This is a genomic window from Streptomyces sp. NPDC026301, from assembly GCF_055567935.1.
Window position 1 is genome coordinate 339372 of sequence record NZ_JBVHPN010000003.1, and the last position, 24808, is coordinate 364179.

At 71.1% G+C, this 24808-nt stretch carries 25 protein-coding genes, 1 tRNA gene and 1 riboswitch; of the genes, 12 read left to right on the forward strand and 14 right to left on the reverse strand.

Features of this window, described 5'->3' with window-relative positions; genetic code table 11:
• The first annotated feature begins 122 nt into the window (after nt 1–122).
• The 3 genes from ACZ4MH_RS07235 to ACZ4MH_RS07245 all read left to right on the forward strand — a co-directional run bounded on the left by ACZ4MH_RS07235 (nt 123) and on the right by ACZ4MH_RS07245 (nt 3518).
• Nucleotides 123–764, forward strand: coding sequence for a hypothetical protein (locus ACZ4MH_RS07235; RefSeq protein WP_351600224.1), 642 nt, complete (start codon nt 123–125; stop codon nt 762–764).
• An 8-nt stretch (nt 765–772) separates the two neighbouring features.
• Nucleotides 773–2329 (forward strand): NADH-ubiquinone oxidoreductase-F iron-sulfur binding region domain-containing protein, encoded by a 1557-nt coding sequence (locus tag ACZ4MH_RS07240; protein WP_467754361.1) that lies wholly within the window; start codon nt 773–775, stop codon nt 2327–2329.
• A 175-nt stretch (nt 2330–2504) separates the two neighbouring features.
• Nucleotides 2505–3518 carry an SCO0930 family lipoprotein gene (locus ACZ4MH_RS07245; RefSeq protein WP_351600985.1) on the forward strand — a complete coding sequence of 338 codons (1014 nt, stop codon included), beginning with the start codon at nt 2505–2507 and terminating at the stop codon, nt 3516–3518.
• Here the strand turns inward: ACZ4MH_RS07245 and ACZ4MH_RS07250 are convergent.
• Nucleotides 3515–4222, reverse strand: a complete 708-nt coding sequence (locus tag ACZ4MH_RS07250; RefSeq protein ID WP_351600987.1) for a class E sortase — start codon at nt 4220–4222, stop codon at nt 3515–3517. The two genes, ACZ4MH_RS07245 and ACZ4MH_RS07250, sit on opposite strands and share 4 nt — an antisense overlap.
• 72 nt (nt 4223–4294) lie before the next feature.
• A complete protein-coding gene (locus tag ACZ4MH_RS07255) occupies nt 4295–5644 on the reverse strand; it encodes a DUF445 domain-containing protein (RefSeq protein WP_351600990.1) in 1350 nt (449 codons plus the stop codon).
• A gap of 260 nt (nt 5645–5904) precedes the next feature.
• On the opposite strand from ACZ4MH_RS07255, the gene ACZ4MH_RS07260 reads away from it, so the two are divergent.
• Nucleotides 5905–7212 (forward strand): SGNH/GDSL hydrolase family protein, encoded by a 1308-nt coding sequence (locus tag ACZ4MH_RS07260; RefSeq protein ID WP_351600993.1) that lies wholly within the window; start codon nt 5905–5907, stop codon nt 7210–7212.
• A gap of 52 nt (nt 7213–7264) precedes the next feature.
• On the opposite strand, the gene ACZ4MH_RS07265 is transcribed toward ACZ4MH_RS07260, so the two are convergent.
• The 3 genes from ACZ4MH_RS07265 to ACZ4MH_RS07275 are packed head-to-tail and all read right to left on the reverse strand — an operon-like array spanning nt 7265 to nt 9888.
• Nucleotides 7265–8242, reverse strand: coding sequence for an ABC transporter ATP-binding protein (locus tag ACZ4MH_RS07265; RefSeq protein ID WP_351600996.1), 978 nt, complete (start codon nt 8240–8242; stop codon nt 7265–7267).
• A gap of 16 nt (nt 8243–8258) precedes the next feature.
• Nucleotides 8259–9092 (reverse strand): ABC transporter permease, encoded by an 834-nt coding sequence (locus tag ACZ4MH_RS07270; RefSeq protein WP_467754365.1) that lies wholly within the window; start codon nt 9090–9092, stop codon nt 8259–8261.
• Complete coding sequence (locus tag ACZ4MH_RS07275) at nt 9085–9888, reverse strand: ABC transporter permease (RefSeq protein WP_351601005.1); 804 nt, start codon at nt 9886–9888, stop codon at nt 9085–9087. Before ACZ4MH_RS07275 ends, ACZ4MH_RS07270 begins: the two co-directional genes overlap by 8 nt.
• Before the next feature lie 327 nt (nt 9889–10215).
• On the opposite strand from ACZ4MH_RS07275, the gene ACZ4MH_RS07280 reads away from it, so the two are divergent.
• The gene (locus ACZ4MH_RS07280; RefSeq protein WP_467754367.1) at nt 10216–12510 is read left to right on the forward strand and encodes a transglycosylase domain-containing protein; all 2295 of its coding nucleotides are present in this window, start codon (nt 10216–10218) and stop codon (nt 12508–12510) included.
• Between the two features lie 87 nt (nt 12511–12597).
• Here ACZ4MH_RS07280 and ACZ4MH_RS07285 read toward each other — a convergent pair whose 3' ends face one another.
• From ACZ4MH_RS07285 to ACZ4MH_RS07295, 3 genes are all read right to left on the reverse strand, one after another.
• Nucleotides 12598–12918, reverse strand: a complete 321-nt coding sequence (locus tag ACZ4MH_RS07285) for a DMT family transporter (RefSeq protein ID WP_351600441.1) — start codon at nt 12916–12918, stop codon at nt 12598–12600.
• 47 nt (nt 12919–12965) lie between these two features.
• Nucleotides 12966–13025, reverse strand: a riboswitch (guanidine-III (ykkC-III) riboswitch).
• A 92-nt stretch (nt 13026–13117) separates the two neighbouring features.
• The gene (locus tag ACZ4MH_RS07290) at nt 13118–13420 is read right to left on the reverse strand and encodes a GroES family chaperonin (protein WP_019711573.1); all 303 of its coding nucleotides are present in this window, start codon (nt 13418–13420) and stop codon (nt 13118–13120) included.
• 151 nt (nt 13421–13571) lie between these two features.
• Nucleotides 13572–13892, reverse strand: coding sequence for a DUF3618 domain-containing protein (locus ACZ4MH_RS07295; RefSeq protein ID WP_031063178.1), 321 nt, complete (start codon nt 13890–13892; stop codon nt 13572–13574).
• A 238-nt stretch (nt 13893–14130) separates the two neighbouring features.
• Between ACZ4MH_RS07295 and bcp the strand changes: the two genes are divergently transcribed.
• The 5 genes from bcp to ACZ4MH_RS07320 all read left to right on the forward strand — a co-directional run bounded on the left by bcp (nt 14131) and on the right by ACZ4MH_RS07320 (nt 17997).
• Nucleotides 14131–14598, forward strand: a complete 468-nt coding sequence (bcp, locus tag ACZ4MH_RS07300) for a thioredoxin-dependent thiol peroxidase (RefSeq protein ID WP_030250220.1) — start codon at nt 14131–14133, stop codon at nt 14596–14598.
• Nucleotides 14599–14824: 226 nt separating this feature from the next.
• The gene (locus tag ACZ4MH_RS07305; RefSeq protein ID WP_351600438.1) at nt 14825–16363 is read left to right on the forward strand and encodes an MFS transporter; all 1539 of its coding nucleotides are present in this window, start codon (nt 14825–14827) and stop codon (nt 16361–16363) included.
• Nucleotides 16364–16526: 163 nt separating this feature from the next.
• Nucleotides 16527–17198 (forward strand): HNH endonuclease, encoded by a 672-nt coding sequence (locus ACZ4MH_RS07310; RefSeq protein ID WP_351600436.1) that lies wholly within the window; start codon nt 16527–16529, stop codon nt 17196–17198.
• Complete coding sequence (locus ACZ4MH_RS07315) at nt 17195–17860, forward strand: HNH endonuclease (protein ID WP_351600434.1); 666 nt, start codon at nt 17195–17197, stop codon at nt 17858–17860. Before ACZ4MH_RS07310 ends, ACZ4MH_RS07315 begins: the two co-directional genes overlap by 4 nt.
• Before the next feature lie 53 nt (nt 17861–17913).
• Nucleotides 17914–17997: transfer RNA gene (locus ACZ4MH_RS07320), tRNA-Leu, on the forward strand.
• Between the two features lie 76 nt (nt 17998–18073).
• On the opposite strand, the gene rdgB is transcribed toward ACZ4MH_RS07320, so the two are convergent.
• From rdgB to ACZ4MH_RS07345, 5 genes are all read right to left on the reverse strand, one after another.
• Entirely contained in the window at nt 18074–18682 is a 609-nt protein-coding gene (rdgB, locus tag ACZ4MH_RS07325; RefSeq protein WP_351600432.1) for an RdgB/HAM1 family non-canonical purine NTP pyrophosphatase, read from the reverse strand.
• A gap of 127 nt (nt 18683–18809) precedes the next feature.
• Nucleotides 18810–19217 (reverse strand): hypothetical protein, encoded by a 408-nt coding sequence (locus ACZ4MH_RS07330; RefSeq protein WP_351600430.1) that lies wholly within the window; start codon nt 19215–19217, stop codon nt 18810–18812.
• A gap of 115 nt (nt 19218–19332) precedes the next feature.
• Nucleotides 19333–19494, reverse strand: a complete 162-nt coding sequence (locus ACZ4MH_RS07335) for an SCO1431 family membrane protein (RefSeq protein ID WP_351600428.1) — start codon at nt 19492–19494, stop codon at nt 19333–19335.
• Nucleotides 19495–19696: 202 nt separating this feature from the next.
• Nucleotides 19697–20428, reverse strand: a complete 732-nt coding sequence (rph, locus tag ACZ4MH_RS07340) for a ribonuclease PH (RefSeq protein WP_351600426.1) — start codon at nt 20426–20428, stop codon at nt 19697–19699.
• A gap of 141 nt (nt 20429–20569) precedes the next feature.
• Nucleotides 20570–20803, reverse strand: coding sequence for a PTS sugar transporter subunit IIB (locus tag ACZ4MH_RS07345; protein ID WP_030250235.1), 234 nt, complete (start codon nt 20801–20803; stop codon nt 20570–20572).
• A 226-nt stretch (nt 20804–21029) separates the two neighbouring features.
• On the opposite strand from ACZ4MH_RS07345, the gene ACZ4MH_RS07350 reads away from it, so the two are divergent.
• Both ACZ4MH_RS07350 and ACZ4MH_RS07355 read left to right on the forward strand, forming a co-directional pair.
• Nucleotides 21030–22340, forward strand: coding sequence for a PTS transporter subunit EIIC (locus ACZ4MH_RS07350; protein ID WP_351600424.1), 1311 nt, complete (start codon nt 21030–21032; stop codon nt 22338–22340).
• 250 nt (nt 22341–22590) lie between these two features.
• Nucleotides 22591–23844 carry a PTS transporter subunit EIIC gene (locus ACZ4MH_RS07355; RefSeq protein WP_351600422.1) on the forward strand — a complete coding sequence of 418 codons (1254 nt, stop codon included), beginning with the start codon at nt 22591–22593 and terminating at the stop codon, nt 23842–23844.
• Nucleotides 23845–23938: 94 nt separating this feature from the next.
• Here the strand turns inward: ACZ4MH_RS07355 and ACZ4MH_RS07360 are convergent, their stop codons facing one another.
• A complete protein-coding gene (locus ACZ4MH_RS07360) occupies nt 23939–24691 on the reverse strand; it encodes an MBL fold metallo-hydrolase (RefSeq protein WP_351600420.1) in 753 nt (250 codons plus the stop codon).
• Nucleotides 24692–24808 lie beyond the last annotated feature (117 nt).

Below are 24808 nucleotides of genomic sequence, written 5' to 3' on the forward strand. Positions count from 1 at the left end.
GGCCCCGGACGCGTCGGCGATGCTGCCGCACACATCGCCGATGGAACGTACCGAACGTACGGCAATTCCCCGCCCTTTCCGGGGCGTTGTGCATCCTTCCGCTCGATTTCCGTGGAGGACCGATGTCCGCGCCGTCTTCGCGCGCCCGCAACCGCCCGCATTTCCCGCTGCGTCCCGCGCTGCCCGCCGCGCTGCTGCTCTTCCTCGCCGTCCTCGCGCGGTCCGGCGCGGCGGCCCGGACCGCCGACTTCCTGGACTTCGGGGCCGGCGTCCTCGCGCTGGTCGCGCTGACCGGCACCGTGCTCTGGGGCCTGGCCGCCACCGACCGCCGGGTGCTGCGCTCCGGGCACCGGCTGCTGGCGCAGGCCGTGCACCGCGGCACGGGCGTCGCCGGGCTCGGCTTCCTCGCGCTGCACGTCGGGGTGAAGGTGGCCCGCGGTCAGACCACCGGCCGGGGCGCGGCGCTGCCGTTCGCCGACGGCGCCCGCCCGCTGCTGATCGGCCTGGGCACGCTGGCCGGATACGCGTTCCTCGCGGTCGCGGTGACGGGTGCTGCGCGCACGGCATTCACCGGCGGATCCGCTGCCCGCTGGTGGCGCGCCCTGCACATGGCCGCGTACCTGGCCTGGGGCGCGGCCCTGGTCCACGGCCTGCGCGCGGGCCGCCCGGCGGATGGCTGGGTCACCGCCGGATACGCCGCGTGCGTGGCGGCCACGGCCGCGACGCTGGCGTACCGGCTGTACACCCCTGAGCGGCGCCCGTGAGGGCGCCCATGAGGGGCGCGGGGAACTGCGCGCCCGGCCACGACGGTGGCGCACCCGGCATCGGCGTCACGACCCCACCCCCGTGGCCGCCCCGGCTGCTGGCAGGCGTAGCCGCACCGCACGGCGGCGCCACCCGACTGGACCGCGTGGCACACCTGACCACACACGGCACCGCGCCCGTACTCTCCGCCGCCGAACTCGTCGCGCTCGCCGACAACGTCGGCCTCCGCGGCCGCGGCGGCGCCGGCTTCCCCTTCGCGCGGAAGCTGACAGCCGTACGGGAGGCGCTGCACCGGTCCGACGGCCGTGCCGCGGTCGTCGTCAACGGCACGGAGGGCGAGCCGAGCTGCCTCAAGGACACCGCACTGCTGCTGTACGCCCCGCACCTCGTGCTGGACGGCGCGCTGCTGGCCGCGCGGGCGCTCGGCGCGCAGGAGGTCGCCGTCGGGGTGGCCCGGCCCGACGTGGCGGACTCGGTGCGCCGCGCGGTCGCCGAACTCGGGCCGCTGTCCGTGGCGTTACGGGTGACGCGGCTGCCGGAGCGGTTCGTCGGCGGCGAGGGCTCGGCCCTCGTCTCCGGCCTCGACGGCGGCCCCGGCCTGCCCTCGGGCCGCCGGGTCCGCACCAGCGAGCGCGGCCTCGGCGGCCTGCCCACCCTGCTGTCCAACACCGAGACGTACGCCCAGCTCGCCGTCGCCGCCCGGCTGGGCGCGCTCGGGTACCGCGCGGCCGGCGTGCCCGACGAGCCGGGCACCCTCCTGCTGACCGTCGCCGGCACCCGCGTCCTGGAGGTCCCCACCGGCGTGCCGCTCGCCCGCGTACTGGAGCACTGCGGCACCGGCCCGGGCCAGGGCGTCCTGATCGGCGGCTACCACGGCACGTTCATCTCCCCGGCCGCCGCCCGTACCGTCACGCTCGACCGCGCCGCGCTCGCCGCGCACGGCGCGGTGCTGGGCGCGGGCGCCGTGCTCCCGCTGCCCGAGGGCACCTGTCCTGCCGGGGAGGCCGCCGCGGTGGCGCGCTGGCTGGCCGGGGAGTCGGCGGGCCAGTGCGGCCCGTGCGCGCTGGGCCTGCCCGCGCTCGCCGACGCGCTGGAGGCGGTGGTGCGCGGCGGCGGCGAGCGCGCCCTGGCCGCCGTACGGGACCGGTCCCGGGCCATGGAACGGCGCGGCGCGTGCGGCCATCCCGACGGCACGGCCCGGTTCGTCGCCTCGGCGCTGGCCGCGTTCCCCGAGGAGTTCACGGCGCACGCGTACGGCGGCGGCTGCGGGCGGCCGCTCCTGGGCGCGCTGCCGCTGACCAGGAGCACCGCGCCGCCCGCCGCCGTGGCCGGCCGGTCCGGCAGCCGCCCCGCCGCGCCCGCGGCACAGCTGGTCGTGGACTGGACGCTGTGCCGGGGCCACGGCCTCTGTGCCGACCTCGCGCCCGGCGTCGTACGGCTCGGCCCGGACGGCTATCCGCAGCAGGCGGCCATGCCACTGCCCGCCCGGATGCGCCGCCGCGCCCGGCTCGCCGCCCGCCGCTGCCCGGCGCTGGCCCTCCGGGTCCGGCCCGCCGCCGACTGATCCCGTACGGACGTACGCCGATCCGCCTCCGCCCCCGTACTGCCCGCCGTGCACCGCTTTTTGACGTGAAGTGACAACTTCCGCAGGCGTTGAACGGCGGCAGCGCCACCCCCCGTATCCCGGTCCGTATCCCCGTCCCGACGGCACCTCCGCCGCCCCCACCGAAGGAGATCCCATGAACACCCGAGCCGCCTCGGTCAACCGCCGCCAAGCGGGCCTCGCGCTCACCGCGCTCGCCGTGCTCGCCCTGACCACCGCCTGCGGCGGCAAGGACTACGCGTCCTCCGCCGCCGGCGACCGGGTCCAGCCCGCCGGTCAGAGCGCCTCCGACAAGGGCTCCGGCTCCGGCTACGACTACGGGTCGGGGTCGGACAAGGGCGGCGGGTACGGCCAGGACTCGGCCGGCGGGCTGGGCGCGGCCGCCAAGACGCTCGCCCTCAAGGAGGCGGCGGGTATCGGCAAGGTCGTCACCGACGGCCAGGGCCTGACCCTGTATCGCTTCGACAAGGACACCGCCAAGCCGCCCAAGTCCGCCTGCGCCGGCGACTGCGCCTCGACCTGGCCGCCGGTCCCCGCGGCCGACGCCAAGGCCGCCACCGGCATCAACGCGGCCGATCTCGGCTCGGTCACCCGCGCCGACGGCGGCAAGCAGCTCACGCTCGGCGGCTGGCCGGTGTACCGGTACGCCAAGGACGCGGCGCCCGGCGACACCAAGGGCCAAGACGTCGGCGGGGTCTGGCACGCGCTGGCCGCCGACGGCGGCAAGGCCGGCGAGGCGGCTCCGCAGAAGCCGCCCGCCGCGCCCAAGGCAGACGTCTCGGTCGCCGACAACGCGATGCTCGGAAAGATCATCGTCGACGGCAAGGGCCGCACGCTCTACCGCTTCACCAAGGACAACCCCTGGCCGATGAAATTCGCCTGCACCGGCGCCTGCCTGGACACCTGGAAACCCGCGAAACCGGCCGACAAGAGCAAGATCGAGGGGCTCGCGGCCAAGCTGATCACCACCGTGAAGCGCCCGGACGGCACGAAGCAGCTCGCCGTGGACTGCTGGCCCATGTACTGGTTCACCGGCGACAAGGCCCCCGGCGACGTCAACGGCCAGGGCGTGAAGGGCACCTGGTTCGCGGTCGGCCAGGACGGCAAGAAGATCACCAAGTCGGCTGCGGCACCCGGCAGCTCGTACTAGCGCGGCTCCGCCGCCGCCAGCCGCCCCCACACCACCAGCCGGTACGTCGAGGTGTACTCCGGCGTGCAGGTCGTCAGGGTGAGGTAGTACCCGGGCTCGGTGTAGCGGTGGCCGGGGTGGACGGAGCTGTACGGGATCCGTGCCAGCACCGTCCCGTCGGCGGGCGTGGTCTGCGGCAGCGTCCGCTCGACGACGTAGGTGTAGCGGGCTTCGGCGGTGTCGATACGCACGGTGTCGCCGGGCCGCAGCCGGTCGAGGCGGCGGAACGGCTCACCGTGGGTGTTGCGGTGCCCGGCCAGCGCGACGTTCCCCGCCCGGCCGGGCTGCGCCGTCCGCGGGTAGTGGCCCACGTACCCCTTGTCGAGCACGCCCGCCTTGCCGATGCCCTCCGCGATGGGCGCTGTGACGCCGAGTCGGGGGATGCGGAGGACGGCGTACGCCGGGTCCGGCGCGTGACTCGCGGCTCTCTCCGTCGGCCCCGGGTCCGGCGTGGCGCTCGGGGCCTCGGAGGGAGCGGGCCGCGGCGCGGGCTGCCGCCACTGCCGCTCCAGCCGGGACACCCGCTGCCGCGCGTCCGCCTGCGCCTCCCGGTTGGTCCACCACAGCTGGTGGACGACGAGCAGGACCAGGACGGCGCCGACGGTCACCGCCAGCTCCGCCGCCGTCCACACCAGTCGCACCACCACCGGTATCCGCTCCCGCACGCGGGCACGGTAGGGCCTGCGGGCGGCGATCACCAGAGTGCTGACGCGGCATCAGCTGCCCGGCGCCGGCCGTCAGCCGCCCACCGCCCGCGACACCGCGTAGATGCACAGGCCCGCCAGGGCGCCCACGACCGTGCCGTTGATCCGGATGAACTGCAGGTCGCGGCCGATGTGCGCCTCGATCTTCTTCGAGGTGTGCTCGGCGTCCCAGCCCGCGACCGTGTCCGTGATCAGCAGCGTGATCTCGTCGCGGTACGTCGTGACGACGTACACCGCCGCGCCCTCCAGCCAGCCGTCGACCTTGCTCTGCAGCCGACCGTCGGCGGCCAGCCGCTTGCCCAGCGACAGCAGCGCGCCGCGCACCCGCAGCCGCAGTTCACTGCGCTCGTCCTCGGCCGCCGCGACCATCATCGCGCGCACCGAGCCCCACGCCGACGCGATCAGGTCCTGCACCTCGCCGCGGCCCAGCACCTCCGACTTCAGCCGCTCCACCCGCGCCCGGGTGTCCGTGTCGGACTGCAGGTCGCCCGCGAAGTCGGTCAGGAAGCGGTCCAGCGCGCCGCGCGCCGGGTGGTCCGGCATGTCCCGCATCTCCGTCACGAAGCGCAGCAGCTCCTTGTAGACCCGGTCGCCGACCTTGCGGTCCACGAAGCGCGGGGTCCAGCCGGGCGCGCCGCCGGCCACCGCCGCCATGACGGAGCCGGCGTGCGTGACGAGCCAGTCGTGCGCCCGTGCGCACACCAGGTCCACCGCGCGGTGGTGGCCGCCGTCCGCGACGATCTTCTCCAGCATCGTGCCGAGCCCGGGGGCGATCTCCTGCGCGTCGGCGCGGCGGGTGATCGCCTCGCCGACCACCGCCTGCACGTCGGAGTCGCGCAGCACGGTCAGCGCGCCGCGCAGCGCCGTCGACAGCTCGGCGGTGACCCGGTCGGCGTGCTCCGGCTCGGCGAGCCAGCGGCCGAGCCGGCTGCCGATGCCGACCTTGCGCAGCCGCTGCCGCACCACCTCGCCGGAGAGGAAGTTCTCCCCCACGAAGTCGCCGAGGCTCTGCCCGAGCTGGTCCTTCTTCGTCGGGATGATCGCGGTGTGCGGGATGGGCAGCCCGAGCGGCCGCCGGAACAGCGCGGTCACCGCGAACCAGTCCGCGAGCGCGCCGACCATGCCCGCCTCGGCGGCCGCGGCCACATAGCCCGTCCAGCCGCCGGCCCCGGCCGCGCCCGCCCACTTCGCCAGCGCGTACACCACGGCGACGGCCAGCAGCAGGCACGTGGCGAGGGTCTTCATGCGGCGCACCCCGCGCCGCTTCTCCTCGTCGGCCTCGTTGAATGTGAATCCGGCCACAGGGCCGGCGGCGGGGCCGGCCGCGGAGTCTCCCTCCGCACCGGCTGCCACGTCCGTCTTCGTCCGTTCCATCCGCTCCATCCGTTCGCCCCGTCCCCCGTGTATGTCCAACTGTGACCTAGTCCTGTTCCCACTCCTGGAACGAACCACGGGTTCCCGTCGTCCCACAGGTCGAGCGCAACGCCTCTCCGCCGTCCTGGCGGGAGGGAGCCGCCGGGCATCCGCACCGGCCGACATGGGATCATGACGGATCGATCGGACTGCGACGGCGCCGCTGATCAGACGCTGCCCTTGCCCATCCGGAGCCGGAGGCTCCGCCTGCCCCAGGAGAACGCCCCCGCATGACCAAAAGTGTGGGTTACGCCCTGCTCGCCGGCCTGGCGGCAGTGGTGGTCCTCGTCTCGACCGCGATCTTCGTCGGGGTCGGCGGCAGCGGCGGCGGCCCCGGCGGCGAGCCGCACAACCCGAACTCCGCGGCGCCCGCCGTCTCCGGCCAGTGGGTCGGCACCTGGTCCGCCTCCGCCGCGGCCGCCGAGCCGGGCACCCTGGACGGGTACGCGGGCATGTCGATACGGAACGTGATCCACACCAGCGTCGGCGGCTCCAGCGCCCGCATCCAGCTCTCCAACCTCTACGGCACCCGCCCGCTGGCCCTCACCCACGCCACCATCGCGCTCGCCGCGACCCCGAACAACCCCTCGGCGGCGGCCGGCACGATGCGCCGCCTCACCTTCGGCGACCGCACCTCCGTCGTCATCCCGGCGGGCGGCGCGATAACCAGCGACCCGGTGCGGCTGGACGTGCCGCACGACGCGGACCTGCTGGTCACGACGTACTCCCCGGCCCCCTCCGGGCCCGTCACCTACCACCCGTACGCCCGCCAGACCTCCTACCTGGCGCGCGGCGACCGGGCGGCGGACGACGCGGGCACGGCGTACACCGAGCAGAGCCCGTACTGGCGCTACCTCACCGGCGTGGACGTGTGGAGCAACGAGGCGCACGGCTCCGTCGTCGTCATCGGCGACTCCATCACCGACGGCATCACCTCCACCGCGGGCGCCAACCACCGCTGGACCGACTTCCTGGCCGAGCGGCTGCGCAAGGAGCCCGGCGCGCCCCGCCTGGGCGTGCTCAACCAGGGCATCAGCGGCAACCGCCTGCTGATCGACGGCAGCCGCTACTCCCCCAACAACGGCCCCAGCGTGCTCACCCGCCTGGACCGCGACGCGCTCGCCCGCTCCGGCGTGCAGGCCGTCATCGTCGAGATCGGGCTGAACGACCTGTTCAAGACGCCGCGCCAGTGGAATCCCGAGAAGCTGGTCGCGGGCATGCGCAAGGTCGTCAAGCAGGCACACGCGCGCGGCCTGCGGGTCACCGGCGGCACGCTCACGCCGTTCTACGGCCACCGCGGCTACTCGGTCCGGATGGACCAGGTCCGGCAGGCGGTCAACGCCCAGATCCGGGCCGGGAACGTGTACGACAACGTGGTCGACTTCGACAAGGCGCTGCGCGACCCGGCCCAGCCGAACCGGCTGCGCCCCGAGTACGACTCCGGCGACCATCTGCACCCCAGCGACGAGGGCTACAAGGCGATGGCCCGTTCGGTGGACCTCAAGCACCTCAAGGGGTCGGCCCCCGCAGCGCTGTAAGGGCGGCGGCGCGGGCTCCGCGCGCCGCCGCTGCCGCGGTGCGGCGCCGTCCTCATGCGCCGCGTCCCGTGTACATTCGTGCGATCACGTCCTCGATGTCCGGCTCCCGTACCGACAGATCCACCAGCGGCCAGCGCTCCGCGACCGCCGCCACCACCGGCGCCGCGCTCTGCGACGCCGGGAACGCCAGCCACTGCCGCGGCCCCTCCACCTTCACCGTCCGCGCGCCCGGCACGCCCTCGATCGGCGGCAGCTCCCGCGCCAGGTCCACCACCAGCGTCCGCTCGCTCTCCCCCACCTCGTGCAGCCCCGCGAGGCCGCCGTCGTACACCAGCCGCCCGTGGTCGATCACCATCACCCGCCGGCAGAGCTGCTCGATGTCGGTGAGGTCGTGGGTGGTGAGCAGGACGGTCGTGCCCAGCGAGGCGTTCACCTCGCGCAGGAAGTCCCGCACCCGCGCCTTGCTGACCACGTCGAGGCCGATCGTCGGCTCGTCCAGGTACAGCACCTCCGGGTCGTGCAGCAGCGCCGCCGCGATGTCCCCGCGCATCCGCTGCCCCAGCGAGAGCTGCCGCACCGGCGCCGCCAACAGGGGGCCGAGGTCCAGCAGTTCCACGCACCGGTCGAGGTTCTTGCGGTACGTGTCGTACGGCACCCGGTACATCCGCCGCACCAGCTCGTAGGAGTCCTTGAGCGGCAGGTCCCACCACAGGGTCGTGCGCTGCCCGAAGACCACGCCCATCCGGCGGGCCAGCCGGGTGCGCTCCCGGGAGGGATCGATGCCCGCCACCCGGATGCGGCCCGCGCTGGGCACGAGGATGCCGGTCAGCATCTTGATCGTGGTCGACTTGCCGGCGCCGTTCGGGCCGATGTACCCCACCATCTCGCCGCGCCCGACGGTGAAGCCGATGCCGTCCACGGCCCGCACCTCGTGCTTGGTGCGGCGCAGCCGGCCGGCCTTGCGCCGCACCTGGAAGACCTTCCGCACCCCGTCCAGTTCGATGAAGGGCGTCTTCGCGCCATCCGTCATGCCGTCTCCCCCATGGTCAGCTCCCCGTACTCCGGTAAGCGCGCAGCCCCGCCCGCCACGCCAGCGCCGCGCCCCCGCACATCACCGCGGCCACCACGGGCCCCAGAAAGTCCACCCAGCCCGGCAGCCCCAGCGGGTCGTCGTGGCCGAGGAGGCGCAGCGCGGGCAGCCAGTTCACGAAGGCCAGCGGGATCACGAAGGTGACGCCGCGGACCAGCTCCCTGGCGAAGACGGTGGGTGGGTACTGCAGCATCGCGTTTCCGCCATATGTGAAGGAGTTCTGCACCTCGGCGGCGTCCTGGGCGAAGAACTGGAAAGCCGCGCCGAGCGTGAAGATCGCGCCGTAGATGGCCGCGCCGCTCACCAGCATCGCCGCGACCATGACCACCCGGCCCGGCGTCCAGTCCACCTGAACACGGGTCAGCGCCCAGCCCAGTACCGCCATGGCCTGCAGGGTCCGCCCGATGCGGCGCAGCGCGAAGCGGTCTGCGGCCACCTGGGCGTACACGGGCGCCGGGCGCACCAGCAGGACGTCCAGCGTGCCGTCGCGCACCCGGCTGCCCAGCCGCTCCACATTGCCCAGCAGCAGGTCCGCGAGGGCCAGCGAGGTGGCCGACGCACCGTAGAGGAGTGCCACTTCGGGCAGCCCGAACCCGCCGAGTTCGTCGATGTGCGAGAACATCAGAAGGATCGTCACGAACTCCAGGCCACTGCCCGCGGCATTGCCGACGGCCATGATCACAAACGACGCCCGGTAGGTGAGTGTGGACCGGACCCACATCGCTACGATCAGCAGGTACGCCCGTACGCCGTGCCGCACCAGCGCGGCCCGCCCGAAGGACTCAGCCACCCTGCACCACCACCTTCCGGGTGGCCGCGGCCTGCAGCAGCCGGCCCGCCGCCAGCAGCGCCGCCGCCCATCCCGCCTGGAACGCCAGCGCCCCCAGCAGCCCGGGGCCCGCGTACTGCCCCAGCAGGACATCGGCCGGCACCTGATGGGCGGAGGACCACGGCAGCATCCGCACGACCTCGCCGAACGTGCCGGGGAAGACCCGCAGCGGCAGCAGCGTGCCGGAGAAGAACATCGCCGCCAGCCCGCTGAGGACGGCCACGCCCGAGCTGTCCAGCAGCCAGAACGCGGACAGCGCGACGAGGTAGCGCAGCGCGAAGCTGACGGTCACCGCGAGCGCCACCGACGCCAGGAACGCGGCCCACAGCAGCGGGGAGGCGGGCAGCGCGAGGTCGAAGACCAGCGCGCCGGCCACCATCGGCAGCACCCCGCGGCCCAGCAGCTGGCAGCCGGCCCGGCCCAGGTCGGCGGCGAGCCACCACATCTGCAGGTCGGCCGGGCGGTACAGGTCCACCGCGATGTCGCCGCTGCGGACGCGCTCCTGCATCTCCTCGTGGAAGCCGCCGCCCATGGTCAGGGCCACGGTCGCCAGCAGCGCCTGGCCGACCCACACGAAGGTCAGCGCCTGCGCCTGGTCGTACCCGCCCAGGTGCGGCCGCTCGTGCCAGAGCGCCTGGTAGGTGTAGGCGATGATGCAGCCGAAGACGGTGTTGGTGAAGACGCCGGCGGCGGTGGCGGTGCGGTACGTGGCGTACCGCCGGAAGCCGCCCCGCGCGACGGCCGCGTACAGCGCCAAAGCTCCGCCCACTCCGCCGCCCCCCGCCGCCCGGTGCCAAAACACCCGAGGCTAGCCCTGTCGGCGGCGCCGCACCACACGTTTACCACCCGGGCGGGTGAGGCAGAGAACCCATTCGGCCGGTCACAGACCAGTCACATGTGCGTGCCATCCTCTGGGCCTGGAACGCATGATGCGACAGTTTCTTATCGGGCGACACAAGCTTTTCGGAAGATCCAGCTTTTTCAGACGAAAGCGCCTTTTCCGGCGTAGGGCGCGCATCGCCCGCTACGACACCGATCCCGCCGCGGCACAACCATCGGCGGCGGCCGAGGAGTCACTACTGACATGAACGACGATCCGCAGCAGGACGGCCAGGGAAGTAACGGTTCCTCGGAAGAGGAACCGGGCACCGCGCCACCCCCTGGCAAGAAGGGCCGCCCCCGCCGCACCGGCTGGCGCCGCGCCGTGCCCACCTGGCGCATGACCCTCGGCGGCATCCTGGTGCTTCTGCTGATCATCGTCGTCGGCTTCCTCGCCGGCTACCTCCTCGTCGGCATCCCGCCCGCCAACCAGGCCGCCAAGGCCCAGAGCAACGTCTTCCTCTTCACCGACGGCTCCCAGCTCGCCCGCGACGGCGACGTGAACCGCGAGAACGTCAAGCTCAGCCAGATCCCCAAGGACGTCCAGCACACCGTGCTTGCCGCCGAGGACCGCAACTTCTACAGCGAGTCCGCGGTCAACCCCGTCGCCATGGTCCGCGCCGCCTGGAACACCGTCATCGGCAAGGGCACGCAGTCCGGCTCCACCATCACCCAGCAGTACGTCAAGAACTACTACCTCGGCCAGGAACAGACCGTCACCCGCAAGGCCAAGGAGTTCTTCATCGCCATCAAGCTGGACCGCGAGGTGAGCAAGGACGAGATCCTGGAGGGCTACCTCAACACCAGCTACTACGGCCGCAACGCCTACGGCATCCAGGCCGCGGCCCAGGCGTACTACAGCAAGGACGTCGAGGACCTGACGGTCGCCCAGGGCGCCTACCTGGCCACCCTCCTGAACGCCCCCAGCCAGTACGACATCGTCGTCCACCCCGAGAACCGGCAGCGCGCCGAGGCCCGCTGGAACTACGTCATGGACGGCATGGTCAAGAAGGGCTGGCTCAGCGGCTCCGACCGCGCCGCCATGAAGTTCGACCCGCCCGGCGCGGCCAAGACCCCCTCCGGCCTCTCCGGCCGCCGCGGCTACTTCGTCAACGCCATCAAGGACTACCTCACCGACAACGACATCCTCGACAAGGACGACCTGGCCGGCGGCGGCTACCGCATCACCACCACCATCGACAAGAAGAAGCAGCTCGCCCTCGAAAAGGCCGTCGACGACCGCCTGATGGAGCAGCTCGACAAGAAGAACCGCGACGCCGACAAGAACGTCCGGGCCGGCGGCGCCTCCATCGACCCCGCCACCGGCAAGGTCGTCGCCATGTACGGCGGCATCGACTACGCCCAGCAGTTCGTCAACGGCGCCACCCGCGCCGACTACCAGGTCGGCTCCACCTTCAAGCCCTTCGTCTTCGCCTCCGCCGTCGCCAACCACGCGACGACCCAGGACGGCCGGACCATCACCCCGAACACGGTCTACGACGGCACCAACAAGCGGATGACCGTCAGCGACGGCAACCCCACCGGCTTCGCCCCCGCCAACGAGGACGACCGCTCCTACGGGCAGATCACCGTCAGCGAGGCCACCGACAAGTCCGTCAACGCCGTCTACGCGCAGATGGGCATCGACGTCGGCCCCGACAAGGTCAAGGACACCGCCGTCGACCTCGGCATCCCCGCGAAGACCCCCGGCCTCAGCGAGTCCCAGGGCGCGATCTCGCTCGGCACCGCCACGCCCAGCGTGCTGCAGATGACCGGCGCGTACGCCACCCTCGCCAACCACGGCAAGCACGTGCCGTACACCTTCATCCAGAAGATCACCAAGAACGGCGAGAACCTCACCCTGCCCGACCGGCCCGAGCAGACCGCGATGGCCCGCGAGGCCGCCGACACCACCACCTCCATCCTGCGCAGCGTCGTCGAGAGCCCCGGCGGCACCGGCGCGGCGGCGCGCGCGGCGGGCCGCCCCGCCGCCGGCAAGACCGGCACCGCCGAGGAGGACAAGGCCGCCTGGTTCGCCGGGTACACCCCCGACCTGGCCACGGTCGTCGCCGTACTCGGCCAGAACCCCAAGACCGCGGCGCAGGAACCGCTGTACGGCGCGGGCGGCCTGGCCCGCGTCAACGGCGGCGGCTTCCCCGCCGAGATCTGGGCCGACTACACCGCGGCCGCGCTGAACGGCAAGCCCGCCAAGGACTTCGACCTCGAGCTGGAGAGCGGCGCCACCGACCCGGCGCCCACGGCCACCGGGTCGCCCACCGCCCCGGGCGGCGACACGGGGGCGCCCAGCACCCCGCCGCCGAACTCGTCCCCGGCCACCCTCCCGCCGACCACCGCGCCGCCCACCACCGTCGAACCGCCGCAGCCCACCTTCCCGACCGAGCCGCCGCCCACCACGGCACCCACCGAGGACTTCCCGACGGTGGAACCGGGCGGCGGCGGCCCGGGCGGAGCGCCCGAAACGCCGCCGGGCCGGCAGTAACACGCGCGAGACCCCGGCGGCCGGACGGCCACCGGGGTCTCTCTCTGCGTGCTTCGCGCGCTTTGTTTGCGTGCCCTGCGTGCTCTCTCAGTGCCCGGAGGTCGCCTTCAGACCCACGACGGCCACCAGCAGCAGGCAGATGAAGAAGATCCGGGCCGCGGTCGCCGGCTCGCCCAGCACCAGCATGCCCACCACGGCCGCGCCGGCGGCACCGATGCCGACCCACACGCCGTACGCCGTACCGATCGGCAGCGTCTTCGCCGCGTACGACAGCAGGGCCATGCTCGCGATGATGCCCGCGCCCGTGAACAGGCTGGGCCACAGCCGGGTGAATCCCTCGGTGAACTTCATCCCGATCGACCAGCCGACCTCCAGCAGACCGGCGACGAGCAGCAGTATCCATGCCATGACGGCACCTCCATGACCAGCGCACACGCGTGCGCGCATCTACAGGGGGTGCGTCGTCTTGTCATGACCCGGTACGGCGCGTCTCGTCGGGATGTCTTCGACCTTAGCAAGCCACGACGAAACGGGCGGTGACACCGGTCACCGCCCGCGGGGATATTCGTACAGGTCAGGCCTATCGGCCCGGGTCGGAGGTCCCGGGTCAGAGGTACAGCCCGGTGGAGTCCTCGGCGCCCTCCAGGCGCTCCGCCGCCACCGCGTGCAGGTCGCGCTCCCGCATCAGTACGTACGCGACGCCGCGCACCTCCACCTCGGCGCGGTCCTCCGGGTCGTACAGCACCCGGTCCCCCGGCTCGACGGTACGGACGTTCTGCCCCACCGCGACGACCTCCGCCCACGCCAGCCGGCGGCCTACCGCGGCCGTCGCCGGGATGACGATGCCGCCGGTCGAGCGTCGCTCGCCCTCGGCGATATCGGTACGGACGAGCACCCGGTCGTGCAGCATCCGGATCGGCAGCTTGTCGTGGCTGTCCTGAGTGTTGTTCGGGCTCACGCCAAGACCGTACCTGCCCCGGGGCACGAGCCGGGCCCCGGCCCGGCAGCCAGGGCCCTCATGGCTACGACTGGTGCGTACGACCGATGCGTACGGCTGGTGCCTACGACCGGCGCTTGCGTGCGCCCATCGCCAGCAGCCCCACCAGACCCACCGCGACCAGCGCCACCGGCACGATCCGCTCCATCCGCGGCGCGCCGTCCTCCGACACCAGCTGCGCGCGGACGTCGGAGACGGCTCGGTTCGCGACCACGTACGCCCGTCCGGCCGTACGGTCAACTGCCGCCGCGGCCTTCGCCTTCGCGTCGCCGACGATCGTCTTGGGGTGCAGCCGCACGCCGATCTCGTCGAGCGTCACGGCGAGCTCCTGCCGCCGGCGGAGAATGTCCGCCTCGATCTGCGCAGGGGTCCTGGCATCCGACACCGCGCTGCCTCCGTCGTCTCGGCCGGTGAGTACAGATCCTCGATGGTTCCTGATGGACAGTCTGTCAGCTCAGCACCCGTCCCGCTCCACGGCACCCCCGATCAACGCGCCCACGCGGCGTACAAAGAGGGGAACCGGCCGATGGCGGGAGGGGCCGCCGGTGGACCTCAGTAACCTCGGAACAGAACAAGTGACCACCGCGGTCGGCACGCCCACCGACCCACCCATGAGGAGAGCCATGAGCGAGCGACTGCAGCCCGGCGACACCGCCCCCGCCTTCACCCTCCCCGACGCGGACGGCAAGCAGGTCTCGCTCGCCGACCACAAGGGCCGCAAGGTCATCGTCTACTTCTACCCCGCGGCCCTGACCCCCGGCTGCACGAAGCAGGCGTGCGACTTCACCGACAACCTCGACTTCCTGGCCGGCCACGGCTTCGACGTCATCGGCATCTCCCCCGACAAGCCCGAGAAGCTCGCGAAGTTCCGCGAGAAGGAGGAGCTGAAGGTCACCCTCCTCGGTGACCCCGACAAGAGCGTCCTGGAGGCGTACGGCGCCTTCGGCGAGAAGAAGCTCTACGGCAAGACGGTGACCGGCGTCATCCGCTCCACCGTCATCGTCGACGAGGAGGGCAAGGTCGAGCGCGCGCTGTACAACGTCAAGGCCACCGGCCACGTCGCCAAGATCATCAAGGACCTGGGCCTGTAACGGCCGGGGCGTTCCTCGGTCCGCGGGCCGCTCTCGGCCCGCGGCCGGGACCCTCCCGCCCCCTTCCGGAACCCCCTCACACCGACCCTAAACGGCCTACACCGAGTGACGAATATCGCGTTCTGCCGCCAAAGTGGTTTGACCGACTCCGTAACCGCGCAGACGCCCCTTTCGAAACGAGCCCACCGCGCAGTGCGCGGACCGACCGAGCGAGAGGACCGCACTCGTGCCGACCGGCAGTACCGATGCCGCCTCCGGGACCGAGCTGGATCGGGAGGCAGTCAGGCGCCACCGCGCGCTCTTCCGGGCCGTCGCCCGCCGCAGGAATCCCAAACTCCGCCGCACCGACATCACCATCACCGACGAAAAGATCGTGAAGCGCGCCGTCAAGGCCGCCGCCGTCGGTAATGCGATGGAGTGGTTCGACTTCGGCATCTACAGCTACCTCGCGGTCACGATCGGCCACGTCTTCTTCCCCAGCGGCAGCGACACCGCGAGCCTGCTGTCCTCGTTCGCGACGTTCGCCGTGGCCTTCCTCGTACGGCCCATCGGCGGCGCGTACTTCGGCCCGCTCGGCGACCGCATCGGCCGCAAGAAGGTCCTCGCCTTCACCATGATCATGATGGCCGTCGGCACCTTCGCCATCGGCCTCATCCCGTCGTACGCCTCGATCGGCGTCTGGTCGCCGGTCCTGCTGATCCTCTTCCGGCTGGTCCAGGGCTTCTCGACGGGCGGTGAGTACGGCGGCGCCTCGACCTTCATCGCCGAGTACGCCCCCGACAAGAAGCGCGGTTACTTCGGCAGCTTCCTGGAGTTCGGCACCCTCGCCGGGTACACCGGCGCGGCCGGCCTGGTCCTGCTCCTGAACACCTCGCTGGGCTCCGAGGCCATGGGCGACTGGGGCTGGCGGCTGCCCTTCCTGGTCGCGGGCCCGCTCGGCATCGTCGGTCTCTACCTGCGGATGAAGCTCGACGAGACGCCGGCCTTCCAGAAGCTGGAGGCCAGCGAGACGCACAGCGCCACGGGCTCACTCACCGAGGAGGAGGCCGAGTTCTCGCACCTCTCCGAGAACGCCCCCAAGAAGAAGCTCGGCGAGATCTTCTCCCAGCAGTGGCCCGCGCTCATCCTGTGCATCTGTCTGGTCGGCGCGTACAACATCACCGACTACATGCTGCTGTCGTACATGCCGACGTACCTGACCGACACGCTCCACTACAAGGAGTCGCACGGCCTGCTGGTGCTGCTCGGCACCATGGTCGTCCTGATGCTGGTCATCAACTTCGTCGGCCGGCTCAACGACCGCTTCGGCCGCAAGCCGCTGCTCATGACCGGCATGCTCGGCTTCTTCGTCCTCTCCATCCCCTCCTTCCTGCTGGTCAAGGACGGCAGCCTGCTGTTCGTCTGCATCGGCATGCTGCTGATGGGCTTCTCCCTGGTCTGCCTGCTGGGCACGATGTCGGCGGCCCTCCCGGCCCTCTTCCCGACCAACGTCCGCTACGGCTCGCTCTCCATCGGCTACAACCTCTCCACGTCCCTCTTCGGCGGCACGACCCCCCTGGTCATCACCGCCCTGATGGGCGCCTTCCACGGCAACGAGATGGTCCCGGCGTACTACGCCATGGGCGCGGCCCTCATCGGCGTCATCGCCGTCCTCTTCATGAAGGAAACCGCCCAACAGCCCCTGGAGGGCTCCCCGCCCTCAGTAGCCACCCACGAAGAAGCGGTGGAAATGGTCTCGGCCCAGTCCCCGGACCCCCGCTTCTGACCACGCGCTGAACCCCTCCCCGAATCCCCCGATCACTCGATCGGGGGATTCTTCATTCCTGCCCGTCACTCCGCGTAACCCCCGCCCAGCGAGGCCCGTTGTTCCGTTCGACACCAGAACAATCGGCCGCCGAAGCGACCGGTCACCGAACGGGGGAACGTCCATGCCCGCCAGCCCGTACACCCACGCCCGCCTCTCCGAGGCCGTGGCCGCCTCCCACACCCTCTCGGAAGCCTTACGCCGACTCGGCGTGGACCCGAAGGGCCCGTCCCGCAGCTACCTCCGCGCCCGCATAAAGGCCCTGGGCATAGACACCTCCCACTTCCAACGGGAGGGCACGCGCTGGACGAAGGACGTCCTCGAAGCAGCCGTAACCTCTTCGACCAGCATGTGCGAGGTCCTCCGCCACCTGGGCCTCGACGTCGTCGGCGGCCACCACACCCACATCAGCCGGCGGATACGGGCGTTGGGGATCGACACGTCACACTTCGGCGAAAGCGAGCGTACGAAGCGCAGCCCGCATCGACGGCGCACTCTCGAAGAGCTCCTCGTGGAGCAGGACCCGGCCAACGCCCGCCGCACCCACCCCGACCGGCTGAAGGGCGCCATGCTGGCCCACGGCGTGTCCGAACGCTGCGCCCTCTGCGGAACGGGCACGCTCTGGCGCGGCCGCCCACTGCCGCTGGAGGTGGACCATGTCGACGGCAACTGGCGGGACAACCGCCTGGAGAACCTGCGCCTCCTCTGCCCGAACTGCCACTCGTGCACCGACACCTACCGAGGCAGGAACAAACGCCGCAGGGCCGTAGGCCCGGCCGGAGAGGCGACGACGTGAGCAGCGGGCTGAAGTACACCCGAGAGCGGATGGCCGAAGCTGCCCAGTCCTGCACGGACATCGACGAAGTCATCACCTTCTTCGGCACTCGCCCTTATCAACGGCTGCGCCGCTATCTGCTGCAGCGCTTCGAGCACTTCGGCATCGACGTTTCGCATTTCCACCGCCGGAAGTACGCGCGGTACGGCGCCACCGCCCCTCGCGCACTGCCCAAGGTCGTTTCCACTTCGTTTTCGCTGGCGGATGCCCTGCGCAAACTCGACCTGCCCGACAACAGCCGCACCCGGCAATTGCTCAGGCACTGGATCTCCGAGCGGGATCTCGACACATCACACTTCCTCGGCCAGGGGCACCGGCGGGGCAAGCCGGGCACGACGCCCATGAGGCCACCGGAGAGCATCCTGGTGAAGCACGACGGCACGCGCCGGACGAAGACAGTGCTGCTCCGCCGCGCGCTACGACAAGTGGGCGTAGCCGAGCGTTGTTTCGAGTGCGGCACCGGGCCGGTCTGGACCGGTAAGCCGATGACGCTGGAGATCGACCACATCGACGGCGACTGGAGCGACGATCGGCTCGAGAACCTGCGGCTTCTCTGCCCCAACTGCCATGCGACCACCCGTACCTGGTGCCGAGGAGGCGGCAAGCGCTCGAGTAGCCCCTGATCCCCTGCCGCAGACGCACGTCAGCCGCCAGCCGGTACCATGGCTGGCGGCTAGCGGCCGTGGCGGAATTGGCCTACGCGCAGCACTTAGGATGCTGTGGGAGAAATCCCTTGAGGGTTCGAGTCCCTCCGGCCGCACGACTTATTGACCATGGTTTCGAAGGCCCGGCCCCGCACCTAGGAGGCCGGGCCTTCGGCATCTCGTGGAGGCCGGTCAGCCCAGCAGCTCACGTACGACCGGGGCCAAAGCGCGGAACGCCTTGCCTCGGTGGCTGATGGCGTTTTTTTCGTCTGCCGTCAGTTCCGCGCAGGTGCGGGTGTCGCCTTCGGGCTGGAGGATCGGGTCGTAGCCGAAGCCGCCGGTGCCGGTGGGGGTGTGGCGGAGGGTGCCCTCCAGCTTGCCTTCGACGACGCGCTCGGTGCCGTCGGGGAGGGCGAGTGCCGCGGCGCAGGCGAAGTGGGCCGCGCGGTGTTCGTCGTCGATGTCGCCGAGCTGGGCGAGGAGCAGGTCGAGGTTGGCCTGGTCGTCGCCGTGGCGGCCGGCCCAGCGGGCGGAGAAGATGCCGGGGGCGCCGCCGAGTACGTCCACGCAGAGGCCGGAGTCGTCGGCGACGGCGGGGTGGCCGGTGGCCTGGGCGAGGGCGTGGGCCTTCAGGAGGGCGTTCTCGGCGAAGGTGACGCCGGTTTCCTTCACGTCGGGGACGTCCGGGTAGGCGTCGGCGCCGACCAGCTCGATGTCGAGGTCGGCCGCCGTGAGGATGGCGCGGAGTTCGGTGACTTTGCCGGCGTTGCGGGTGGCGAGGATCAGGCGCTGGTGCTTCATGGTGAGGGATTATCCCGGTCCGGGACGGACCACGTCCGGGGCGGGCTACGAGCACGGCCCGAGCGGGCCCCGGCCCGCCGCCCCGTCCCCCAGACGCGAGCCCCGGCCCCGCCCCCCGACCCCGGCCTCAGCCCGGTGTGCAGATCTTGGTGAGTTCCGAGGCGGCGGATTCGATGGGGGTGGTGTCGGGGGTCTTGCCCTGGTCGAGGGACTTCTGGGCGTCCTTGACGCCGCGGGAGAGGTCGTCGACGGCCTTGCCCATGTCGGCGTTGTCGGTCTTGTCGCCGAGCTCGCCGAGGTTCTTGTCGATCTTGTCGAGGGCCTGCTGGGCCTCTGCGGGGTTGTCCGCGCCGCCGGAGACGGCCTGCTGGAGGGCGTCGACGTTCTGGCCGACCGCGGCGGCGGTCTGCGCGCAGTCCAGTGCGGTCTGCACGGCACCGCAGCCGGAGAGCGCGGGGACGGCCAGGGCGATGGCCGCCACGGCGGAGGCGGCGGTCATGACCGTTCGGCGACGGACGGAGCGGTGTGCGGACATGGACGGGCCCTCTCTTTGCAATGAACAGGTAAAGGGAGGAACGCGTGGCGCCCGGTTTTGGTTGCCGACCGGCCGCGATTGTGGCCGCGATTACCGCTGCCTTCGCGGCGTAACGTCAGAAAAGTCCGGTGATGAGACCTGTCTGCGTCAGGAACATCGCGAGGACGACCACGAGGGTCCAGCCGAGGACGTGTTCCATCCACGGCGAGTGGTCGTCGGGGCCGCCCGTGCGGGCGGCAGGCGCGTCGAGGGCGGCGGCAGCGGCTTCAGCAGGCATGACGGTGGAGTCCTCGTCGTGGGGTGCTGGGGGGAGAGATGCGCCCCGTGCCCGTACGGGAGATACGGGGTGCATGTCCCACCTTGCGCCCGTGCCGCGAGCATTCCTAGAGATGCAGGTCCCACGAGGGGAACATCACAGATCGCCGGAAGGCGGGGCGGCGGGGCGCACGGCCGGGTGCGCCGCCGCGCCCCCGCGGCGGTCAGAGCGTCTGCGCCAGGGCCTCGCGCTGGGCCTTGTCCAGGTCCGTGCAGCCGGTGACGGCCAGGTCGAGGAGGGCGTTGAGCTCGTCGCGGGCGAAGGGCTCGGCCTCGGCGGTGCCCTGGACCTCGACGAAGCGGCCGTCGCCGGTGCAGACGACGTTCATGTCGGTCTCGGCGCGGACGTCCTCCTCGTAGCAGAGGTCGAGGAGGGGGGTGCCGTCGACGATGCCGACGGAGACGGCGGAGACCGTGCCGGTGAGCGGCTTGCGGCCGGCCTTGATGAGCTTCTTGCCCTGGGCCCAGGCGACGGCGTCCGCGAGCGCGACGTACGCGCCGGTGATCGCGGCGGTACGGGTACCGCCGTCGGCCTGGAGGACATCGCAGTCCAGCACGATGGTGTTCTCGCCGAGGGCCTTGTAGTCGATGACGGCGCGCAGGGACCGGCCGATGAGGCGGCTGATCTCGTGGGTGCGGCCGCCGATCTTGCCGCGGACGGATTCGCGGTCGCCGCGGGTGTTGGTGGAGCGCGGCAGCATGGAGTACTCGGCGGTCACCCAGCCCTCGCCGCTGCCCTTGCGCCAGCGCGGTACGCCTTCGGTGACGGAGGCGGTGCAGAAGACCTTGGTGTCGCCGAAGGAGATGAGGACGGAGCCCTCGGCGTGCTTGCTCCATCCGCGCTGGATGGTGACGGGGCGGAGCTGTTCGGGGGTGCGGCCGTCGATACGAGACATGGTGCCGACCCTATCGGGAATACCGAAGGCCCCGTTCCGGTGCGTACGCACGTACGGAAGGGGCCTCGGGGCGAGCGCGGCGGGGGCCGTCGGCTCAGCTCACATCGCGGTTTCGTTGCGCGATGTTCCGATGCGCGATGCTCACATCATGTCTTCGATGTCGGCGGCGATCGGGTCGGCGTCGGTGCCGATGACGACCTGGATGGCGGTGCCCATCTTCACGACGCCGTGCGCGCCGGCGGCCTTGAGGGCGGCCTCGTCGACGAGGGAGGGGTCGACAACCTCGGTGCGGAGACGGGTGATGCAGCCTTCGACCTCTTCGATGTTGTCGAGGCCACCGAGCCCGGCGACGATCTTCTCAGCCTTGCTGGCCATGTCCACTCCTGCTTGTCTCGGCCGTCGGCGGTTGTGCCGAAGGATTCCACACGGTAACGCACGTTCAGCCCTGTTGGACGGGCGTATGTCCGTTGCCTGGCGAATGATGGCGACCACCTGGAGTTGCCTCCGGGAGGCCCCGTAGCGCCACTACGAATGGTCTACACCACCAGTATGCGGCAAGCACGAGTCGGCCGTCGTGGGGCCGGCGGCCGGGAGGATGCGGATGAGTTCGGACGCGGCGGCGGCGCCGAGGAAGAAGTGGGGCGGCGGGCTGTTCCAGGGCCTGCAGAAGATGGGGCGCAGCCTGCAGCTGCCGATCGCGGTGCTGCCGGCGGCGGGCATCCTGAACCGGCTCGGGCAGCCCGATGTCTTCGGCGCGGACGGGCTGGGCTGGGACGACGTGGCGAAGGTGTTCGCCGGGGCCGGGCAGGCCCTGCTGGATTCCTCGCTGGGGCTGCCGCTGCTGTTCTGTGTCGGCGTCGCGATCGGCATGGCGAAGAAGGCGGACGGGTCGACGGCGCTGGCGGCCGTCACGGGCTTCCTCGTGTACTACTACGTGCTGCACCAGTTCCCGGTGGACTGCGCGAGCGGCGCGACCTTCGTGAGCGGCGGGCCGCTGGGGGGCGCGTGCGTGGCGAAGGACGGGACGGGGACGCCGGCCGGGTACCAGAATCCGGGGGTGTTCGGCGGCATCGTGATCGGGCTGCTGTCGGCGTGGTTCTGGCAGCGGTACCACCGTACGAAGCTGGTGGACTGGCTCGGCTTCTTCAACGGCCGCCGGCTGGTCCCGATCATCATGTCGTTCGTGGCGCTGCTCTTCGCGGTGGTCTGTCTGTTCGTGTGGCCGCCGATCGGTGACGCGCTGACGAGTTTCAGCAAGTGGATGGTGGATCTGGGTTCGACGGGCTCCGGGATCTTCGGTGTCGCGAACCGTGCGCTGCTGGTGATCGGCATGCACCAGTTCCTGAATACGTTCATGTGGTTCCAGTTCGGCGACTTCACGAAGCCGGACGGGACGGTGGTGCACGGTGACATCAACCGGTTCCTGGCGGGCGATCCGAGTGCGGGCCAGTTCACGTCCGGGTTCTTCCCGATCATGATGTTCGCGCTGCCGGCGGCGGCGCTGGCGATCACGCACTGCGCGAAGCGGCACCGCCGCAAGGAGATCGCGGGCATGATGCTGTCGGTCGGTCTGACGTCGTTCGTCACGGGGATCACCGAGCCGATCGAGTACTCGTTCCTCTTCGTGGCGCCGCTGCTGTACGCGCTGCACGCGGTGCTGACGGGCGTGTCGATGGCGGTGACCTGGGCGCTGGGGGTGCACGACGGATTCAGTTTCTCGGCGGGTCTGATCGACTACGTCATCAACTGGAGCCTGGCGACCAAGCCGTGGCTGATCATTGTGATCGGGCTGTGTTTCGCGGTGGTCTATTACGCGGTCTTCCGCTTCGTGATCACCAAGTTCGACCTGGCGACTCCGGGGCGCGAGCCGGAGGAAGTGGGCGAGGCGATGGAGCAGCAGAACGTGAAGTAGCTGCGGGCGGCGGACTCCCCTGCGGGGTCGGGAACGCCTCTGTGTGGTCGGGGAATGCCCCTGTGTGGTCGGAAAACGGCTCCGGAATAATGGATTCCGGAGCCGTTCCGCGTGCCGTCGTAACGATCGGGAGGAACGGATTCCTTTATGCGGTGACGACATGCTAAGTATGGTCTAAACCACTGAGTGGTGTAGACCAAACTAGCGGGCTGCCCCTTTCCCCTGAGCCCGCCTCACCAGGAGGAATCCGATGAGTACGGCCACCGCCGGCAAGGCGGCACCCGCGAAGAAGCGGGGATCCGGCCTGTTCCAGGGCCTGCAGAAGATCGGTCGCAGCCTCCAGCTGCCGATCGCCGTCCTGCCCGCCGCGGGCATCCTCAACCGGCTCGGCCAGCCCGACGTCTTCGGCAAGGACGGCCTGGGCTGGATCGATGTGTCGAAGGTCTTCGCCGCGGCGGGCGGTGCTGTCTTCGACAACCTGCCGCTGCTGTTCTGCATAGGCGTGGCCATCGGCTTCGCGAAGAAGGCCGACGGCTCCACCGCGCTGGCCGCCCTGGTCGGCTTCCTGGTCTACAGCAATGTCCTCAAGGCGTTCCCCGTCGAGGAAGGCCACATCGACCACGGCAAGTGGGTCGAGCCGGTGGTCAACAACCCCGGCGTGCTCGGCGGCATCATCATGGGCCTGCTGGCCGCGATCCTGTGGCAGCGCTTCCACCGCACCAAGCTGGTGGACTGGCTCGGCTTCTTCAACGGCCGCCGGCTGGTCCCGATCATCATGGCCTTCGTCGGCACCGCGGTCGGCGTGCTCTTCACCCTGGTCTGGGAGCCGATCGGCGAGGCGATCTCCGGCTTCGGCGAGTGGATGACCGGTCTCGGCGCGGTCGGCGCGGGCCTCTTCGGGCTGATCAACCGCGCGCTGATCCCGATCGGCATGCACCAGTTCGTGAACACCGTCTCGTGGTTCCAGCTCGGTGACTTCACCGACGCGGCCGGCAAGGTCGTGCACGGCGACATCGGCCGCTTCTTCGCGGGTGACCCGAGCGCCGGCCAGTTCATGTCGGGCTTCTTCCCGATCATGATGTTCGGCCTGCCGGCCGCCGCGCTGGCCATCGCGCACACCGCGCGCCCGGAGCGCCGCAAGGCCGTCCTGGGCATGATGGTCTCGCTCGGCCTGACCTCGTTCGTCTGCGGTATCACCGAGCCGATCGAGTTCACGTTCATGTTCATCGCGCCGGTGCTGTACGTGATCCACGCGGTGCTGACCGCCGTGTCGATGGCGCTCACCTGGGCGCTCGGGGTGCACGACGGCTTCACGTTCTCCGCGGGCTTCATCGACTACGCGCTGAACTGGAACCTCGCCACCAAGCCGTGGCTGATCATCCCGATCGGGCTGGTCTTCGCGGTGGTCTACTACGTGCTCTTCCGCTTCGCGATCACGAAGTTCAACCTCACCACCCCGGGCCGCGAGCCCGAGGAGGAGGTCGAGGACCTCACCAAGGCGTGAGTCCCCGCTCGTGACGCACGAGGCCCCCGGAGCCGTACGGTTCCGGGGGCCTCGTGCTGTACGAGACGTCTACGGGACGTCAGGGCACGGGGCGTCAGATCTCGTACACCGCCCCGGCCTTCGCGACCTCCACCGGGCCCTCGAAGACCTCCTGGGCGTCGCGGAGGTTGATGCCGGGGTCGGTCCACGGGGGGATGTGGGTGAGCACCAGCCGGCCGGCGCGGGCGCGGGCCGCGTGCTCGCCCGCCTCGCGGCCGTTGAGGTGCAGGTCGGGGATGTCTTCCTTGCCGTGCGTGAAGGACGCCTCGCACAGGAAGAAGTCGGTGTCCTCGGCGAGGGTGTGCAGCGACTCGCAGATCCCGGTGTCGCCGGAGTACGTCAGCGACCGGCCGCCGTGCTCGATGCGGAAGCCGTACGCCTCCACGGGGTGGCTGACCTTTTCCGTACGGATCGTGAAGGGGCCCACGGTGAAGGTGCCGGGGGCCAGCGTGCGGAAGTCGAAGACCTCGCTCATGGCGTGCTCGGTGGGCAGGTCGGCGTGGGCGGCGGTGAGGCGGCGCTCCGTGCCGGCCGGGCCGTAGACCGGCATCGGGGCGCAGCGGCCGCCGTCGGGGCGGTAGTAGCGCACGACGAAGTATCCGCAGAGGTCGATGCAGTGGTCGGCGTGCAGGTGGGAGAGGAGAACCGCGTCGAGGTCGTAGAGACCGCAGTGGCGCTGCAGCTCGCCGAGGGCACCGTTGCCCATGTCGATGAGCAGCCTGAAGCCGTCGGCCTCCAAGAGGTAGCTCGAACAGGCCGATTCCGTCGAAGGGAACGACCCCGAGCATCCGACGACAGTGAGCTTCATAGGGGCGTGAACCTCCGGGGGCGGGGGCGGTGCGGCGGGTCCATGCGGGGCTTGGGCCGTGCTCGGCCGGTCCGTACCACTCGTTGCAGTGCCCACGAGGGTAAGGCGCGAAAGGGC